General features: G+C 65.4%; 16 protein-coding genes. 10 read left to right on the top strand and 6 right to left on the bottom strand.

The features are described from left to right. The first annotated feature begins 22 nt into the window (after positions 1 to 22). Together AC5I49_RS01935 and AC5I49_RS01930 are read left to right on the top strand one after the other, a co-directional pair. Positions 23 to 1,345: an arylsulfatase gene (locus tag AC5I49_RS01935; RefSeq protein ID WP_016448136.1), complete on the top strand. Its 1,323-nt coding sequence runs from the start codon at positions 23 to 25 to the stop codon at positions 1,343 to 1,345. Continuing rightward, positions 1,342 to 2,364, top strand: coding sequence for a tripartite tricarboxylate transporter substrate binding protein (locus tag AC5I49_RS01930; protein ID WP_047328102.1), 1,023 nt, complete (start codon positions 1,342 to 1,344; stop codon positions 2,362 to 2,364). The genes AC5I49_RS01935 and AC5I49_RS01930 overlap by 4 nt, the downstream gene beginning before the upstream one ends. 73 nt (positions 2,365 to 2,437) lie before the next feature. Here the strand turns inward: AC5I49_RS01930 and AC5I49_RS01925 are convergent, their stop codons facing one another. The 3 genes from AC5I49_RS01925 to nikR all read right to left on the bottom strand — a co-directional run bounded on the left by AC5I49_RS01925 (position 2,438) and on the right by nikR (position 5,783). Next, complete coding sequence (locus AC5I49_RS01925; RefSeq protein ID WP_244386223.1) at positions 2,438 to 3,145, bottom strand: DUF4198 domain-containing protein; 708 nt, start codon at positions 3,143 to 3,145, stop codon at positions 2,438 to 2,440. A gap of 26 nt (positions 3,146 to 3,171) precedes the next feature. Then, positions 3,172 to 5,235 (bottom strand): TonB-dependent receptor, encoded by a 2,064-nt coding sequence (locus AC5I49_RS01920; RefSeq protein ID WP_495788754.1) that lies wholly within the window; start codon positions 5,233 to 5,235, stop codon positions 3,172 to 3,174. Positions 5,236 to 5,324: 89 nt separating this feature from the next. Continuing rightward, positions 5,325 to 5,783, bottom strand: a complete 459-nt coding sequence (nikR, locus tag AC5I49_RS01915) for a nickel-responsive transcriptional regulator NikR (RefSeq protein ID WP_016448139.1) — start codon at positions 5,781 to 5,783, stop codon at positions 5,325 to 5,327. A 280-nt stretch (positions 5,784 to 6,063) separates the two neighbouring features. Between nikR and AC5I49_RS01910 the strand changes: the two genes are divergently transcribed. Next, the gene (locus AC5I49_RS01910) at positions 6,064 to 6,423 is read left to right on the top strand and encodes a hypothetical protein (RefSeq protein ID WP_016448140.1); all 360 of its coding nucleotides are present in this window, start codon (positions 6,064 to 6,066) and stop codon (positions 6,421 to 6,423) included. 28 nt (positions 6,424 to 6,451) lie between these two features. Here the strand turns inward: AC5I49_RS01910 and AC5I49_RS01905 are convergent, their stop codons facing one another. Together AC5I49_RS01905 and AC5I49_RS01900 are read right to left on the bottom strand one after the other, a co-directional pair. After that, complete coding sequence (locus tag AC5I49_RS01905) at positions 6,452 to 7,087, bottom strand: nitroreductase family protein (protein ID WP_016453668.1); 636 nt, start codon at positions 7,085 to 7,087, stop codon at positions 6,452 to 6,454. A 45-nt stretch (positions 7,088 to 7,132) separates the two neighbouring features. Further along, positions 7,133 to 7,984, bottom strand: a complete 852-nt coding sequence (locus tag AC5I49_RS01900) for an EamA family transporter (RefSeq protein WP_277849940.1) — start codon at positions 7,982 to 7,984, stop codon at positions 7,133 to 7,135. A gap of 117 nt (positions 7,985 to 8,101) precedes the next feature. On the opposite strand from AC5I49_RS01900, the gene AC5I49_RS01895 reads away from it, so the two are divergent. The 5 genes from AC5I49_RS01895 to AC5I49_RS01875 all read left to right on the top strand — a co-directional run bounded on the left by AC5I49_RS01895 (position 8,102) and on the right by AC5I49_RS01875 (position 12,767). Further along, positions 8,102 to 8,656, top strand: a complete 555-nt coding sequence (locus AC5I49_RS01895; protein WP_277848597.1) for a MarR family winged helix-turn-helix transcriptional regulator — start codon at positions 8,102 to 8,104, stop codon at positions 8,654 to 8,656. A gap of 97 nt (positions 8,657 to 8,753) precedes the next feature. Continuing rightward, on the top strand, positions 8,754 to 8,969 hold the full coding sequence (locus AC5I49_RS01890; RefSeq protein WP_158529984.1) for a hypothetical protein: 216 nt from the start codon (positions 8,754 to 8,756) through the stop codon (positions 8,967 to 8,969). 378 nt (positions 8,970 to 9,347) lie between these two features. After that, complete coding sequence (locus AC5I49_RS01885; protein ID WP_043791276.1) at positions 9,348 to 9,839, top strand: response regulator transcription factor; 492 nt, start codon at positions 9,348 to 9,350, stop codon at positions 9,837 to 9,839. A 523-nt stretch (positions 9,840 to 10,362) separates the two neighbouring features. Next, positions 10,363 to 11,676, top strand: coding sequence for a hypothetical protein (locus tag AC5I49_RS01880; protein WP_277848598.1), 1,314 nt, complete (start codon positions 10,363 to 10,365; stop codon positions 11,674 to 11,676). 80 nt (positions 11,677 to 11,756) lie between these two features. Beyond that, a complete protein-coding gene (locus tag AC5I49_RS01875) occupies positions 11,757 to 12,767 on the top strand; it encodes a hypothetical protein (RefSeq protein ID WP_495788753.1) in 1,011 nt (336 codons plus the stop codon). Between the two features lie 131 nt (positions 12,768 to 12,898). Here the strand turns inward: AC5I49_RS01875 and gstA are convergent, their stop codons facing one another. After that, positions 12,899 to 13,531, bottom strand: coding sequence for a glutathione transferase GstA (gene gstA, locus AC5I49_RS01870; RefSeq protein ID WP_070080323.1), 633 nt, complete (start codon positions 13,529 to 13,531; stop codon positions 12,899 to 12,901). 150 nt (positions 13,532 to 13,681) lie between these two features. Here gstA and AC5I49_RS01865 point away from each other — a divergent pair, with 150 nt between their 5' ends. After that, entirely contained in the window at positions 13,682 to 14,005 is a 324-nt protein-coding gene (locus AC5I49_RS01865; protein WP_012204939.1) for a winged helix-turn-helix transcriptional regulator, read from the top strand. A 91-nt stretch (positions 14,006 to 14,096) separates the two neighbouring features. After that, the gene (locus tag AC5I49_RS01860) at positions 14,097 to 15,077 is read left to right on the top strand and encodes an AraC family transcriptional regulator (protein WP_495788752.1); all 981 of its coding nucleotides are present in this window, start codon (positions 14,097 to 14,099) and stop codon (positions 15,075 to 15,077) included. The last annotated feature ends 159 nt before the right edge of the window (positions 15,078 to 15,236 follow it).

The raw sequence follows: 15,236 nt of genomic DNA, 5'->3' as shown, positions 1-15,236 counted from the left end.
TGGAAACTTTTTGAGCCACATCATGAACCCACCAAATATCGTGCTCATCGTCGCGGACAACCTGGGCTGGGGCGAGCTGGGCTGCTACGGCGGCGGTGCGCTGCGCGGCGCGCCCACTCCGCGCATCGACCAGCTGGCCTGCGAGGGACTGCTGCTGCAGAACTTCAACGTGGAAAGCGACTGCGTGCCCACGCGCTCGGCCCTGATGACGGGGCGCCATCCCATCCGCACGGGTGCCCTGCAATCGGTGCCGGCCGGGCTGCCACAGGGCCTGACGCGCGGCGAGACCACGCTGGCCCAGCTGCTGTCGGCCCAGGGATATGCCACGGCGCATTTCGGCAAATGGCATCTGGGGGACATTCCGGGGCGTTATCCCTCGGACCGGGGTTTCGACGAGTGGTACGGCATTCCCCGCACCACGGACGAAAGCCAGTTCACCGCGACCACGGGCTACGACCCCCTGGTGGCGCCCCTGCCCCACATCATGGAAGGCCGCGCGGGCGCGCCCTCGGACGATGTCAAGGTCTACGACCTAGAATCGCGGCGCAACATCGATGCCGAGCTGGTGGAGCGCTCGCTGGACTTCATGCGCCGCAACCACGCCCGGGACCGCCGCTTCTTTCTGTACCTGCCCCTGGTGCACCTGCACTTTCCCACGCTGCCGCATGCGGATTTCGCGGGCCGCACCGGCCAGGGCGACTTTGCCGACTCCATGGTGGAGATGGACCATCGCGTGGGCCAGATCTCGGACGAGATCGACCGGCTCGGCCTGCGCGAGGACACCCTGTTCATCTTCTGCAGCGACAACGGCCCCGAGTTCCGCCAGCCCTACCGCGGCACGGCCGGCCCCTGGCGCGGCACCTACCACACGGCCATGGAGGGCAGCCTGCGCGTGCCCTTCATCGCACGCTGGCCGGGCCGCATCCAGGCCGGGCGCACCAGCAATGAAATCATGCACGTGACCGACATCTTCTCCACCCTGGCGGCGGTGGCGGGCGCCGCCATGCCACAGGACCGGCCCATCGACGGCTTGGACCAGACGGCCTTCCTGCTGGGCGAGCCCCGGTCCGCGCGCGAGGGCTTTCTCTTCTACATCAAGGACCAGCTGCGGGCCGCGAAGTGGCGCGACTGGAAGCTGCATTTCTACTGGGAGCCCGAGGTTAACGAGAGCAAGGGCAAGCTGGAGTCACCCTACCTGTTCAACATCGTGCGCGATCCCAAGGAGGAGCATGACGTGCTGATCTTCAACACCTGGGTGCTCAACCCCATGCTGACCATGGTCCAGCGCTTCAACGAAAGCTGCAAGGCACACCCCAACACCGCGCCCGGCGCCCCCGACCAATGACCTGCGCACCCCTACCCGCCCCGCAGGCCAGCGGCCGCCTGCCGACCACCCGCCGCCATGCACTGCGCCCCCTGGCCGCCGCAGCCCTGCTGGCCCTTGCACTGCCCACGGCCCGCGCGGCCGAGCCGGCGGCGCACGCGCCGCAGGGCAAGCCCATCACCTGGATCGTGGGCTTTGCGCCCGGCGGCAGCCTGGACGTGCTGACCCGCCATGTGGCCCGGCAACTGGAGGCCAGGGCCGGTGTCAGCGTGGTGGTGGAGAACCGGCCGGGCGCCTCGGGCGCGATCAGCCTGCAGGCGGCAGCCAAGGCGCCTGCCGATGGCCTGACCCTGGTCTCCGTGCCCGGACCGCAGCTGTCCGGCCCACGCCAGCCCGAGGTGGGCCGCGAGCTGACCGCCGTGGCCGTGATGGCCCGGGGCGCCATGGTGCTGGTGGGCCCTGCCCCGGGTGCGGCCGGCAGCCTGGGCGAACTGGTAGCCGCCATGAAAGCCAAACCGGGCCAATGGAGCTACGCCAGTTCGGGCACGGGCACCTCCCAGCATCTGGCGGGCGAACTGCTCAACGCCCTGGCGGCCACCAGCATGGTGCATGTGCCGTACAAGGGCGGCGGCCAGGCCGTGACCGATGTGGTGGGCGGGCAGATCCCCCTGGCCATGCTGGGCGTGACGCCCGTGCTGCCGCACATCCAGTCGGGCCGGCTGAAGGCCTATGCCGTGACCAGCGCCACGCGCATAGACAGCCTGCCTGATGTACCGACCATGCGCGAGGCCGGCGTGCCCGGCTACGAGGCCACCCAGTGGTATGCCGTGGCCGTGCCATCCGGCACGCCCCCCGAGCGGCTGGCCCAGCTCAACCAATGGATCAACCAGGCCATACAGTCGCCCGAGCTGCGCCCCACGCTGCAGGCCGCCGGGGCCGTGGCCACGCCCATGTCCCTGTCCGAGATCCAGCGCTTCATGTCCCAGGACAACGCCAAGTGGAAGAAGCTGGCTGCAGACCGGCGCCTGGCGCTGGACTGACCCCACAACGCCGGGCCACGCCAGGCCGGGCCACGCCGGACCGGGCCACGCCGGACCGGGCCACCAGCCCCTTTCAATGCGCCGAGAACCCCAGCAGGTACTCGTAGCTGAGGCTGGTGGTGCGCGCGTCGCCGGAGACAGGCAGCCGCACGATGGCCAGCAGCTGGTTGAGCCCGGCACGCGGCAGCACGGTCACCAGGCCGTCGGCATCGGTCTCCAGGGGCTCGCCCTTTTCTCCCAGCGACACGCGCACGCCGGCCCGGGGCTGGCCGCCCAGCAGCACCTGGAATTGCTGGGGCTCGCCCGCGTGGGGGGAGCGGCGGGTCTTGGCGATGATCTCCAGGGTCTGGCCCAGCTTCTCGCGGGTGACCGGGCCCCATTCGAGGATGGTCTTGTGGAACTTGAGCGCATGCACACCGCTGGTGGCGCCGGGGTTCTCGGTCATGGGCTTTTCAATCATCGGCCCCTCGCCCACGCGGCTGAAAAATCCGTTGTCGAAATGCGCGGCCAGCAGCGCGGCCTTGCGCGCCGGCGTGGCGCGGGCGCCGCCGGGCACGGGCTGCACGGCCACGTCGATGCGGCGGCCGCGCGTGTCATAGGCCTCAACGCTCTTGAGCTTGCCGGCCGCAAAGTTCTCCAGCTTGCCCTCATGGCCGCCGAATTGCACGGTGTAGGCGCCGTCGGCGTCGGGCTCCAGCCAGACGTTGTGGGCCTGGGCCAGCGGTGCGCAGGCCAGCAGCGCAGCGAACGCTGCGGCGGCGAAGGGATGGCGGGCTGTCATGTACCTGTTTCTCATTTGGGTTTTCCTCAAAACTGCGTCTGCACGCCGACCTTGAGCGTGCGCGGCGCGCCGGGCGCGAACAGCGGCACACCGCGGATGACCGAGGCCGACGTGGCATAGGCCTTGTCCCCCAGGTTGGAGACCACGGCGTAGATGCGGCTGCGCGCCGAAGGCAGGCGCCAGCTCAGGCCCAGGTCCCAGGTGGCGTAGCCGCCATAGAAGACGCTGTTGTCGGCGGTGACGGCATAGCGGCCCACGCGGCGCCAGGTGAGCGAGCCTTCCCACTGCGCCAGCGGGCGCCAGGCCAGGCCCACGGTGGCCGTCTGCCGGGGCACGCCGGCCACCTGGTTGCCGACCAGGGCCGGGTTGCCGTTCTCGGTCACGCGCGAATGGGCGCTGCCCCAGGCCACTTGCAGGTCCAGGTTCTTGCGCACGGCCCACAGCGCGCTGGCCTCCACGCCCGTGCGGCGCGTTGCGCCGAAGTTCTCATAGACGCCGGGCGCCACGCTGCGGATCTCGTCCGAGGACTGCAGGCGATAGGCGGCCACATCCAGCACCAGGCCCGGCATGGGCTTGATCTGCGCGCCCACTTCAGTCTGGCGGAAGATGTTGGGATCGAGCTGCGCGGCGCCCAGCGCGTACTTGGCGAAATCGCTGGCCAGCGCAAATCCTTCGGACCAGCTGGCGCGCAGCAGCACACCCGGCACCACCTGCGAGCGCAGGCCCAGCTTGGGGCTGGCATGCGAGGTGCGCGCCAGCGGGCCGCAGGGGTCGCTGCCCGCCTCAGGGCCGTTGGGACGGCAGCCGCCCGTGAAGCGATCCCAGCGCAGGCCGGCGGACAGCTGCAGCAGGCGGTGAACGGGCGCATCCACCTCGGCAAAGGCCGAGAGGGTGTTGAGCCTGGAATTGCGGTCATCCAGGGCAGCGCCCGTGCGCTCGCGCCACTGCAGGCCGTCGTAGAACTGGTAGTCGGTGGATTCGCGCACGGCCTCCAGCCCTGCCACCCAGTTGATCGGGGTCAGCGCCGTGGCATGGCGGCCATTGAGGCTGGTGCCTGCGCCGTAGACGGCGCGGTCATAGCTTTCCTCGCGCTGGCGCCACTGCAGTGCGTCGATGGGCCGGCTGAACCAGCGCGTGAAGCTTTGCTGCGTGGTGTAGGCATAGCCCAGCCAGGTCAGCCGTGGCGAGAGCGCGTACTGCACATCGGCGCGCAGCGTGGCGAAGTTCTTGCGCGTGCCATCGTTCATGGCGCGCGGATCGATGCCATGCGGATCGCGTGCGAACTGCCCCGCCGTCAGGTACGAAGGCGAGTCGCCCTCGCCGTGGTGCAGCCGTGCCGACAGCGCCACCTCCAGCTGCGACGAGAGCCGCTTGCTCCAGCGCAGGGATGCCGTGCTGCGCTGCATTTGCGACTGCGCGCGGAAACCGTCCGTGCGGTAGTGCTGGGCCGCCAGGTTCAGGAACTCGCCATCGCCCGGCTTCAGCCCCAGCGCCGCCTGAGCGTCCAGCGTGCCGTGCGAGGCCAGGCTCACGTCGGCCTCGCGGTAGGGGGTGTAGTCGCCCTGCTTGCGCGTCTCTATCGCCATCAGCCCTGCGCGGTTGAAGTTGCCGTACAGCGCCGACACCGGCCCCTTGTAGATGCTGATGCGCTCCATCTCCAGCGGCACGATGACGCCCAGGTCCACATAGCCGTCGGCATGCGACATGGCCTCGTTCAGTGGAATGCCGTCCAGCACCACGCCCACGTCGCCGCCGTGCCCGCCACCGCCGAAGCCGCGCATGACGATGGCGTCACCCACGCCGGACAGCTGGTAGTTCTGCACATTCATGCCCGGCACCTGGCGCAGCAGCTCCTGCGGATGGCTGGCATGGGCGTTGGCGATGTCCTCGGCCTCGATCACGCTGGTGGTGTAGGCGGCCGAGGCGCCGCGCGCGGTCTGGCCCTTGACCTCGACAGGCTGCAGGCTGGCCGTGGCGTCGCCCGCCTGCTGTGCACCGACATGGGGAATGCAACCCAGGCCCAGCAGGCCAGCTGCTGCAATCTGGTGCACGGCAAGGCGCCGGGAAGGGGAATTCAGGGGATGTGTCATGCGTTTCCAGGAGTTGTATGAAGAAAAAAGCAAACTTCATACCGACCTGCATGACAGGGCCTGCGCAAGGCGCCCGGCCCCGGGCTGGCTCAATCGTCGTGCGAATGCGGATGGTGGTGCGCGTGATCGTGCCCGCCAGGCTCTGCCCTGCGCACCATCACCACGTTGAGCTGGCCGTGGTGCACGCCGCGCTCGGCCGTGATGGTGTCGGCAAAGCGCCGCACGGCGCTGGCCGGGCCGCGCAGCATGACGGTTTCAATGCATTGCTCGTGGTCCAGGTGCACGTGCGTGGTGGCCATGTGCAGCTCATGGTGGTCGTGCTGCAGACTGGCCAGGCGCTCGGACAGATCGCGCTCGTGGTGGTTGTAGACATAGGACAGGTTGGCCACGCACAGGCCGTCGGCGTCCTCGCGCTCGCGCACCTGGGCCAGGTGGGCACGCAGCACGTCGCGTATGGCTTCGGAGCGGTTGTCGTAGCCGCGCGCGGCGATCCAGCCGTCGAAATCACGGGCCAGGTCGTCGTCGATGGAGATGGTGAAGCGTTCCATGGGCAGCACAAGTGAAGGGAAACAGGAAGATGGCGGCAACAGCGGGGCAGGCGCAAAAGACAGGCATCACGCCGGATCTGCCGGCCATTGTCCGGCCATCCAGGCCCTTGCCCCACATCCCTCACATGCCCCCATGCAACAGCCGCGCCAATCACTGTCGGTACGGACTGGCAATAGCGACAAACCACCACGGTCATGCTTTGTTCACATTCGCGCCATATCCGGTTACGCTGATCGAGGATGCGCGGTGCGCACCGTCGATCGCTGAAAGGGGCGCGGCATGCAGTATTCATTCGATCAGCTTCTGGACATGCTGCTGTCCCTGCTGGAGGCTGCGCCCGCCTGTTCTTCTCGCGACCAGGCCTTCGAACAGCTGCGCACGCTGTGGCTGCAGACCCACACCTATTTCGCGGCGCCCGAGTCCGAGCTGCGCCGCATCGCCGGCCGCCGGCTGGTCGAGCCCCATGGCTGGAAGGACCTGGACAAGGACCCCTGCTACCTGGACCACGATCCCGGCAACGGCAGCGCCCTGCGCATCTACCTGCACCGCGATGGTGGCATGGTGATACAGCGCCTGCAGGGCGACGGCCGGCAGATCCTGTTCTCGCGCCTGGGCATGCAGCTGCAGCCTGCCAGCTGAGCCTGCACCCCGCCAACCCATCCCACGCTCAGGCGTAGGCCAGGATGTCGGCCAGCGGCCTGCGCGCCTTCTGCGGGCGCAGCGTGCCGGCCGCGTGGCCCACGGCCACCAGCATCACGGGCAGTTCGTGGGCCTGCAGGCCAAAGCCCGCTGCCAGCAGTTCCGCATCGAATCCCACCATGGGGCAGCTCGCCAGCCCCAGGCCCTGGGCGGACAGCATCAGCGTCATGGCCGCCAGCGAGGCCGAGCGCACGGCCTCGTCGCGCTGCAACTGCAGGTTGTCCGCATGCGCGGCATGGGCCTGCGCCACCCAGCCATCGGCCGTGCGCTGGCTCATCACGCCGCTGTCCACGCTGGGCTGCAAAAACTCCGCCAGCCGCGCATGCGCGGCCAGCGTGCCGCAGACGATGAAGACGGCAGAGGCGTCCTCCACCTTCTGCTGCCCATAGGCGGCGGCTTTCAGGCGCGCCTTGGCCTCGGGTGTGCGCACGGCAATGAAGCGCCAGTTCTGCAGGTTGTAGGCCGACGGGGACAGCGAGGCCTGGGCCACCAGCGCGGCCAGCGTCTCATCGGCCAGCGGGCGGCCCGGCTCGAAACGGTCTGCGGAAATGCGCGAAGCGATGGCCTGCCCGATGGGCATGGAGGAAAGTTCGGAAGAAGTCATGTGAAACGCTCGGTGGGAAAAAAGAGGAACCTCGATGCCAGAAACTCAGGCGCCGCGCGAAGCCGACCACTGCACCAACAGCACGCTGGCCAGCACCACCAGCAGGCCCAGGAAGGACATGCCCGTCATGGACTGCGACAGCAGCGCCCAGCCCAGGACCACGGCCGTGAGCGGGCTCAACAAGCCCAATGACGACACGGCCACCGAAGGCAGGCGCCCGATGCCGCGAAACCACAGCACATAGGCCAGCAGCGCGCCGGCCAGGCACAGATAGGCATAGGCGCCCAGCTGGGTGAGAGACAGCGCGGGCAGCGGCGCATCCACCCACCAGGCCAGCGGCAGCAGCATCAGCCCGCCAAACAGCAGTTGCCAGCCCGTCAGCGCCAGCACCGGCAAGTCCACGCGCCAGCGCCGCGTCAGCCACGTGCCGGCCGCCATGCACACCGCGCCGGCCAGCGCCGCCGCCATGCCCACGGGCTCGAACACCGTCTGCGGCGACAGCAGCAGCACTGCCATGCCCGCAATGCCCGCCACGGCGGCCCACAGCGTCAGCCGCGCGGGGGAGCGCCCGTCCACCCCCCAGGCCAGGGCCATCACCAGCAGCGGCTGCACGGCGCCCAGCACGGCCGCCAGCCCGCCCGGCAGCCGGTAGGCCGCCACGAACAACAGCGCCTGGAACACGCCGATGTTCAGCGCGCCCAGCACCGCCAGCCGCCACCAGCCCGAACCCGCTGGCAGCCGCCGCGTGAACAGCACCAGCAGCAACCCGGCCGGCAGCACGCGGATCAGCGCGGCCGTGAACGGCCGGTCCGGCGGCAGCAGTTCGGAAGTGACGATGTAGGTGGAGCCCCAGATGGCGGGGGCCAGCGCGGTCAGCAGGATGTCGCGCCATGACATGGCAGCGCTGGCTGCAGCAGGGGCCGTGGAGGCACAGGACGATGAGGAGGAGGACATGGATTTATCTTCAATTCAAGACAAACCCATTATGCACGATTTATCTTAAAATCAAGACAAATGACCCAACCCCCCTCCCAACCCTCCTCCCAACGCCTGCCCGACCATGTCGACACCATCCTGGCCCAATGGCGCCGCGAACGCCCGGACCTGGACCCCAGCCCCATGGGGCCCATAGGCCGCATCAAGCGCTGCGCCGCCCTGCTGGAGCAGCGGCTGGAGGAATGCTTTGCACGCTTCGGCATGACCATGTGGGAGTTCGACGTGCTGGCCACGCTGCGCCGCTCGGGCGCGCCCTTCTGCCTCACGCCCACGGCCCTGTTCTCCACGCTCATGGTCACCTCGGGCACCATGACCCACCGCATGAAAAGCCTGGAGACGCGCGGCCTGGTACAGCGCCTGCCCAACCCGCAGGACGCGCGCAGCATGCTGGTGCAGCTCACCGACCAGGGGCTGGAGCTGATAGACCGCGCGGTGGAAGCGCACCTGGACAACGAGCGCGCCATGCTGGCGCCCATGCCCGCCGCCGAACTGGCCGAGCTGGATGAGAGGCTCTCCCTGCTGCTGCGCGTGCTGGAGGGCGGGCCTGACGAGGGCACCCGCCCTGCCCCCTGAACTGGCGTATGTCCAGGTCGTTGGAACTGGCGACGGTCGTGGTGCTCACGCCCTTCGCCATGACCCGGGAACGCTTTTGGCAAAAGAGGCGCTTCCCTTGAAGCACATCGCAGGCACCCAGCCGCTTCTCGATGCGCCATGGCAGCAATTGCTTACCCGCATGTCTCAAGACCTGCACTACAGCCCGCATCCTGGACTCGGCTGGGCAATGCCAGAAAATCCTGATCACACAAGCGCGACCCACAGAAGACCATTGGCTTTCCCACAATCTGCTGCAAAAACCCTGGTGTCGAATTTTTGTAGCCAGATGTAATGATTTCGCCAGAGATTTCCACTAAGATGTCCATTCCAACGGTGAAATGGCGATAACAGATTCTCAAACGACTTTGATACTCCCTCAACGCACCACACCATCTTGATAATGGTTTACTAATCTCCCGCCTTGGATACAAAAGGCTGCCGCAGGCTGAATGCGCGCGATTTTCAATCGTCCAATGTTCAGGCTTTTTTCGGCTGATCCTTTACCGCACAATTTCTACACGAATGGCATGACGCCAGTTTATTCAGTCGGTAAACAGGCGCTTTAGCGAGTTATTCAATCTTTCAAACGGCACTGTGCAAAGCAGTCTCGCCGAGGCTTCGGCGTGGAATGGCCCTATGGCATCGGCACATAAAAAATGGGAGACATACCATGGACATATCGGAAATAGCTTTGGCAAATAGCGAATGCCATCTCGATGCTGAGCATCCAACAGCAGATGAAGTCATCGCGTCTTCACTCACTGCGCGCGAAATCGATGTACTCGAAGCGATGGCCAAAGGCCTTGGTTGCAAGGACATTGCGCACACGCTGGGCATCAGCGAACACACGGTACGCAAGCACCGCAGCAATATGTGTACACGGCTGGGCCTGCGCAATGCCGTAGAACTCGTCACGCATGCCAGGCGGCAAGGCTGGTTGAGCGCTGCCCGCTCACCGCTCCCTCTGTCTCCTCGCGAGCAGGAGGTGTTGGCGCACGTGCTGGCGGGACACACCAGCAAGGAGATCGCACGTTCGCTTTACCTCAGCGACTTGACCGTGCGCAAGCATCGCGAAAACATTCTGCGCAAACTGGGCCTGACAAGCACGGCCCAGTTGCAGACATTCGCGCCAACGGCAACTCGCAATGGCGGCGACACCTGATATCCAGGCCAGCGCGCATCGCCTGTCCGTACCCACCGAATACGACATTGGAAGTATTCCACCCTCCTGGTGCAATTGGGCATGATGAGCACAACGAATCGCGGACATTGACTTTCGCGACTTTGGATCAACCGGAGGGTGAGCAATCTCCTTATGGCGGCTGCAGCAGGCACCATTGCATTTGAGGTTTGCGCGGTTGACATGGAATATCCGCACGAGCCTTGAACGACTGCAGAAGCTCATATCTCTTCGCCTTTTATTCTCTTCGCCTTTTAGTTTCTTCGTCTCTACGGTCCGCATCCGTCGAGGCATCTTCCCGGCACCCACGTGTCGGATCCTTGCACGCAACTCAAAGGAGTATCCCGCCATGAATCATTCTTCGCGGTCACCCCCTGCGATTTCTCCCAAGCACCCCATGCCTTAGGCCCAATACCGGGCAATCATTCTCATTGGCAAAGAAAAGCGTTCATGACTTCAAACCTCATGTCGCTCCCTATCCATTCAATTTCAGGAATTGCACGCCATGTCAGATCAAGCCATGTTCAGCCAGTTGTACAACGCCCTTGTCGATAATCTCGGCACCCCGAATTTCCAGTTGCTTGGCACCCCCAAGGACTTCAGCTGGGGCACGGCTCCGACCGGGCAATGGGACCCGGCCGCCTATCAGATCGTCAGCGGCATGCCGCAGTGGTCCGCGATCGGCCAGTACGGCAGCCTCGATGCGACGCTCTTCGACGCCGTTCGCCAGATCTTTGGTCACGTGACATTCAAGGTCAGCCCCGAGCAGCAGGCCAATCAGGCGGAGCTGGCTAACCTGTGCGTCCAAAAAAGCAATGCGATGGCCAAGGCCAACAGCGACATGAACCAGTTCTACCTGAGTTCAAAGCAGAACGGCGGCTTGATATTCGCAGCCCGCTACCCTGACATCAACACCTGGCTCAACAACGCGCCGGAGGCTGCTGCCTACGTTGCCGCCATCCAGGCGGCCACCAACGCCTACAACCAGGCGGTCAAGATGAAGATGGAGCTGGAGCGGGCCAGCATGCCCAGCGATCTGCAGCGCGCCATCGACATGATGCAGATTCCGTCGGGCGACCCTGCCTCAAACAACGCACCGGCAGGCTGGACCAAGGTGCCGGATGGCTCGGGCATCCTGCGCTGGCAGCCGGACTTCCACATCGACACGACGGGCGCGGACTGGCGCGCAGCGCTCAGCAATGGCAGTGCAGGCGCGTTCTCGATCGCGATGAAATCTTCGCAATCGAGCAGCGACTTCAAGTCCTCGTTTGCCAAGGGCTCGACCAGCGTTGGCAACTTCTTCTGGAGCGTCAACGCATCGGGCGGCTGGAGCAAGTCCGACCTGTTCAACCAGGACTCGAGTTCGTCAGTGAAGATCAGCTGCGAGTCCTCCACGCGCGTGAAGGTGAATCCGGGCGACTGGTACCCGGGCGGCTTCATGAGCGAACTGGCCAAGGCCCAGCAGGGGCCGGGCGGCCAGGGCTACACCATCGTCGCCCCGTGGGTGGCCAACGGCGGCCCGGGATCGAGCTCCCTGTTCGGCCCGAACGGCATCGTCGCGGCACGGGTGTCCGAGCTGCTGGTCGTCTACAAGCCTTCGTTCGAGATCACGATGAGCGCCAACACCTATCAGCAGAACAAGCAGGCCTTCGAGGCCAGCGCGGGTGTGCGCATCGGGCCCTTCACCTTCGGTGGCACGGGCGGTCACCAGTCCGAGTACACCAAGAGCACCGCACAGGCCAATACCTTCAAGGGAAGCAGCACCTCGGTGAACCCGCAAATCATCGGCGTGATCGTTGATTTCCCGGGCATCCACTGACCTGAAGACCAGCGGGTGGGCGGGACGCCGCGGCCGGTCCTGCCCACCCCGCCCACCCCCGTCAACCGGAGACAGCGTTCATGAACGTGATCCATCAGTTCCTCGGCGGCCTGGCTGATCTGGTGCCTCCGCCCCCAAGGGCCCCAAGCGTATCGAGCGGGCCGAAAACCGGCATGGTGTTCAAGCGCTCGGCATCCATTTCGGCGCCGCTGGTGCGGGGGCAGATGCTGATGCCGGTGACCGCGTGGAACTGGCCGGATCCAGTGACCGGCACCATGGCCGATGCGCAGTTTCTCTTTGCAGATGCGGTGCCCCAGTCCGCTGCCAATGGCGCGCTGTACCAAGCGTCGGGGCGCAGCTTTTCGCAGGGATACAAGACCTTTCTGCAGGTACTCGAAGCCTGCAAATTCCCCTATCAGTCGATGCTTGCAGGCGCCATGCAGAAGATGGCAACGCCTCCAGGCGAACCTGCATACTCGCCCACTCCGGTGGGATGGACCAAGGTGTACGAGACCGGCTACCTCCAGTGGAAACCGATCTGGACACTGCCCAAGAGTTCGTCGGAGTGGAGCGCAGCAGTGGCTGTCGGCACGATCGCAAACCCCGGCACCTTGCGCTTGAATCTCAACGACACATCCGGCGCAGGGCCGCAGGCTCCGGCTTCCCTGCAGGCCCTGGACGCTTCCGGCCGCGTCCTTGCGCTACCCGCAGCTTCGCTGGAGACGGTCACGATCACCTCTGAATGCTGGGACCAAGTGCCGATCTACCCCGGCAGCTGGTACGACGCCTCGATGGTGGCGCTGGGTCGCGGCCTGGTGCCGGATGCAGGCGTATTCTTCGGGCCTGGCGGACTGATGGCGTGCCGTGTGTCAACTTTCTACGTCGCGTTGAAACCCCGCTTCGACTTCACTGCCGCAGTGCCGATCCCCGCCTCGCTGCGCCAGACGCTGGACGAGGCTGACGCCGTGCAGGCCATGGGTGTGACGGTTCAGCGCGCACGCGGAGACGGACAGCCAAACCAAGCCTTGCGCCTCGTGAACACGGAGCCTGCCCCCGTCATCGTGGCCGTGAGCCTTGAAACCTTGGCGTGATCTGTCACGTCCACACCACGTCACTTCACGTCAGACGATTTGCATTGGGCACCCTCAAGGCCGCAAGGCGCGGGCTGCTTGCCATGACGCAGCAAAGTGCGTGGTGGCCGCATGCGTGGCGGCCGCCGGCCCTACCGCAGCCCTTCCGCCTGCAGCGACTGGCGCACGGCAGGCCGCTCCCGCATCCGCCCATACCAGCCGGCAAGATGCTCCAGGCCATCGAAGCGAATGCTCGTCTTGTAGACCGACTCCAGCCACGGCGCCTGCCCCCACTGCGTGAGCGCGTACAGATACGCATCGGCCACGGTGAAGCCATCGCCCATCAGGTAGGGCTTGCCGGCCAGTTGCGCGTCCACCCAGGCATACCGCTGCTCCAGCTTGGGCTTGGCCGTCTCCACGCCGTACTTTCCCGCCGCCACTGCATACAGCAGCGGGATGAAGCCCTTGTGGATCTCCGAATTCAGGAAGGCCAGCCACTCCAGCAGCCGATAGCGCTCCAGGCTGCCATGGGCCGGCGCCAGAAGCGACGCAGGCCCCAGGTCCGCCAGGTACTGCAGGACGGCGGGCCCTTCCCGCAGCAGGCTGCCGTCGTCCAACTCCAGCAAGGGGACATAGCCGAACGGGCTGAGCGCACGGAAGTCCCTGCCGTCTTCCGTCTGGTGGGTCTTGTGGTCCACCCGGACCAGTTGGAAATCAAGCTCCAGCTCGTTCAGGACAATGTGCGGCGCCAGCGAACAGGCGCCCGGCAGGTAATACAGCTTCATGGAATTTCTCTGGTGATGGAACAAGGGGCCTGCGCATTCAGGCACAGCCCCTGGCCAATGTCATGCACCAGGGATAAATCTGGAAGAAGGCAATAAAACTGCCCATAGGTTAAAAAAATATACCTGCCGTCTGCCTATGATGAATGTGCTATGAAATCCAACATCTCCGGCTGCTCCGTGGAAGAAGCCATGCGCCTGCTGGGCGGCCGCTGGAGGCTGCTCATCGCCTCCTACCTCATCGACGGCCCCCGGCGCTTCAACGACCTGCGCCGCGACATGCCCGGCATCTCCCAACGCTCCCTCACCCTGGACCTTCGCGCGCTGGAGGAAGCGGGCCTGGTCAAGCGCACCGTCTACCCCACGGCGCCGATCAAGGTGGAGTACGAGCTGACGCCCGATGGGGAGCGGCTCAAGCCCGTGGTGGAAGTGATGAAGGAGTTTGGGTTGTGGGTGAAGGGCAAGGCGCCGGCCTGACGAGAACTGCGCCGGCTGGTTGTCTCCATCCGCCCCCTGCTGACAGGCAGGCCCCACCGCCGCATGCACGGTGATTTGAAGAACAACGACCATGACGAACAAGCCTTCCGAGCAGGCATCCCGCGCCGAGTACGCGCGACGGATCAATCGCGTGCTCAACTACATCGATGCCCACCTGGATCAGCCTCTGGATGGCGCACATCTGGCCGACATCGCCAATTTCTCGCGCTTCCACTTTCACCGAATTTTCGCGGCATGGATGGGAGAAACGCTGGGCAGCTATGCACAGCGGCGACGGCTCGAGAAGGCGGCGTTCCGGCTGTCCTGCGGCAGCAAGGAAACCGTGCTTGAAACCGCGCTGGCCACCGGTTTCCAATCGGGCGAAGCATTTGCGCGCGCCTTCAAGCTCAAGTTTGGCTGCACGCCATCGGCCTGGCGCTCCACCACGCTTGAGCGGCTGAAAACCCAGGCGGCCGCCATCGGGCAGCCGCAAGGCAGCCAGGAGAGCAATCCTGATCAGGTCTTCGGCAATCTCCATCAGACAGACCCATGCGCGTTCGGCGAACCTCAGGGCTCTTGTCACCTGAAGGAAGAAATCGCCATGGACGTCCGCATCATTGATCTACCCAAAGCACATGTCGCCTATCAACGCTTGATCGGCCCCTATGGGCCAGCCATAGGCCAATTCTGGCGAGGCACCATTGCGCCGTGGATGCATTCCAATGGCCTCAGCGATCAAACGTGCTACGGCATAGGCTATGACGACCCCTCTCTCACACCCGCCAGCAAATGCCGCTATGACGCCTGCGTGGAAGTCCCCGCACATTTTGTCGCCAGCGGCCAGGTGGACACCCAAACCCTGCCAGGCGGCCGTTACGCCGTGGCAAGGTTCAAAGGAAAACCCGAGGGCTTGGCCAACGCCTGGATGCGGCTGACGCGCGAATGGATGCCGTCCAGCGGCATGCAATGTGACGACCGGCCTTGCTTTGAGATGTTTTCTGCGGCCACTGCCATGGATGCCGAGACCGGTGAGTTCTGCTGCGACATCTGCATTCCGGTGCGGGCGCTGTGAAGCGACTCAAGCCGGTTGAGGTTTGACGAATGTGTGGGGTTGGGTGGTTGAATCCACTAACCGCTGCAGGCGTTGGACCTTAGCCGTCAGGGGTCGGCTTTGCACGGTGGATTCAACCGGTCAACGCAACACACTCATCAAACATTTCAGCAGGTGTTC

This window comes from Delftia sp. (assembly GCF_059499305.1).
The sequence above is the reverse complement of the archived record's forward strand: the minus strand, read 5'-3'. Positions and strand labels throughout refer to the sequence as shown.